The organism is Nitrosomonas eutropha (assembly GCF_003201195.1).
Lineage (GTDB): Bacteria > Pseudomonadota > Gammaproteobacteria > Burkholderiales > Nitrosomonadaceae > Nitrosomonas > Nitrosomonas eutropha.
Genome location: NZ_QICQ01000073.1, coordinates 1 through 2,262 on the forward strand (window position 1 = coordinate 1; position 2,262 = coordinate 2,262).

The 2,262-nt window shown below is 50.0% G+C and carries 2 protein-coding genes and 1 pseudogene; all 3 read right to left on the bottom strand.

Annotated features, from left to right (window positions below):
* Positions 1–160, bottom strand: a pseudogene (locus tag C8R14_RS13155) (IS481 family transposase); the annotation flags it as partial.
* Positions 161–900: 740 nt separating this feature from the next.
* Positions 901–1,125: a helix-turn-helix domain-containing protein gene (locus tag C8R14_RS13165; RefSeq protein ID WP_041353593.1), complete on the bottom strand. Its 225-nt coding sequence runs from the start codon at positions 1,123–1,125 to the stop codon at positions 901–903.
* The gene (locus C8R14_RS13170; protein WP_011635390.1) at positions 1,122–1,445 is read right to left on the bottom strand and encodes a hypothetical protein; all 324 of its coding nucleotides are present in this window, start codon (positions 1,443–1,445) and stop codon (positions 1,122–1,124) included. Before C8R14_RS13170 ends, C8R14_RS13165 begins: the two co-directional genes overlap by 4 nt.
* Positions 1,446–2,262 lie beyond the last annotated feature (817 nt).

The following is a 2,262-nucleotide window of genomic DNA, read 5'->3' on the forward strand; positions in this document are numbered from 1 at the left end:
TCGGTGCATCGTGGGTGAATTCCCGCTTCCGCCACTTCGCTACCGTTTTTGGATTAATCCCATGCCGCTTGGCCAGAACATTCAGACTCTCTTGACTATTTTGTATCGCTCGACGCACCGCCACTGTCGTGCGGGCGCTTCCGTGTAATATCTGTCCCATAAATCATCCCTCCGTAGCTGGTTATATGTTACACCGGCACACCGTGGGACTAAACACATATCACCTGTTCAATATCAATCCTATGACTGCGATCAACTTTCCTCTGAGTCGCTGCGAGTGCAGTCACGAGTTTCTGAGTTAACAGGTCGATTAGACAAAGCAGCATCTAATGATGCACTAATCACGACAGCGGGGGTATTACTATTCTGGCCAGCTTTGTTTGCTCTTGGGGGCACCAAAGATCAGGAAGCCGAATATGCACGTTTGAAGGGTGAGTATGAGGCTATCCACCAATCTGCTATAACAAAAAAGTGTACTGGCGTAGTTACCCCTCAGCCAGCCACTGCTGCTTTGGTTGGTGCAGCCACTAAATCTAAAAAGTAACTTTGTGACCCCCTGCCCACCCGTGGGGTTGGCTGTCCCGAGTTTTCGGGAGTGATAATTCTAACCAAGGGGTGGCTTACCCCTTACCCACCCAAAAATAATCGCATCTACAGACACAGTGGCCGGGGTAATTCGCTTGTCACGGGGGTGTAGTGGGGTGGCCTAAGCCAAGTCCAAAGCTGGACTTAGTGCACTGAGCAAAGTTCGTTCAGAACATGGTGTAGGAGTGTGGGACTCCTAACTCTACAGGGGGGTGGTGGGTACCCGTGGGTCAGCTTGGTGGGTTTATCAGCGGGGATTAGAAGTCTTTGAAACTATGGGCAGACCAAACACTAGATCAGGCTAGCAAACATACATTACAGCGCTTCACTCAGCAGCACATACCGCCCTTGCCTATGTCTTATACCAGCGCTGTCAAACTCCCAGCTCCAGTGGGTATCAATCAGGCAGCCTTTGAGCCTCAACTCCATTAATCTACCAGCCGGGTGCATCACCCCTTTGCTTCGTAAGTCTAGTGTACTGGCTGGGCCTGCTCTCAGTACTTCAAGTATTAACTGCCTCTGTATTTTGTTCGTAGTCATTTGGTGCGTGCCTCCAGCTTAGCCAGTCTGTGTTCTATGTTCTCCATCACTTTGACCAGGCTGCCCATTATCTTTATTGTTTCAGGGGTAATGTCTTTAGTAACCAGGTGCGTGACTGTCTGCACCTTCACAGGTGGGATCACTCGTTCAAGTAATAGCTTACACGCCTCTATGTCACCACGGCCTGCTGCCTCAGCCAATACGTCCAGACATGCAAACGACTTAGCTGCCATCCGCCTGCGAGCCTCTACCACATGCGCTGTTGTGCCACCCCTTTGGTTACCCAGATAAATTTTGTCCGCCTGTTGCGCTTGAGTCATTAGTCCTGCCCGTAAACGTGAATCTTAATTCATATCACTAAGACACGCTTTACCTTATAAAGTTCAAGTAAAACAACGGGTTGAGCAGAACCAGGCAGAGTGATAATTCTAATCGAGGGGTAGGCTTACCCTCACCCGCCTGAAAATAATCGTCTAAATCACTACGGTGCAGGGCGCGATATGAAGATTAGCCGGTCTGTGTTAGATAAACGAATAATTTCGTTTATTGGGGTAGCTTTTGAAAGTCTGGCTTGATCAAACGGCCAATAAATTTGGAGCGTGGCGGGTATAATTCACTGCTGAAGGGTGATTACCAAGCGCCCAACCAAATATAAATACAGTAACTTTTACAGTAACCCTGGTTATATCTCTTATCTATATCAAGCATTCATGCGGGTTGTAGGCTGCTGTTAAATAGACGCCGCCCCCCACTTACCAAAATCCCAACCGTTCTCGGTTGGGGTTTTTTCTTGCCCGATCGCGCCGGTTCCCGCGTACTCGTGTGGGTTCCTGCGAACGCCTGCGGACTTCGGTAGCTGCCCGAATTGGCCGTTCCGGGCCACATTCCATTCTCTCCTGGCCATTCCTCGCTCCGACCTCGCTCCCTGGAACTGGCCCGAAGTCCGCAAAGGCCGCAACGCAGGCCCATACAGATCAAAGGGTTACGCGCGGACGAATCAAGCGGTTGGATTGCAGCATTGGCTACCGGAGTGGGTAAATGTCCCTAGAGCATTTTTGGCTTACTTGTTTACATATCCACATGAAGCGAAGTAGTTGGCACACTCCTCCGGAGTGAACAGATCCAACACTTTGCCGA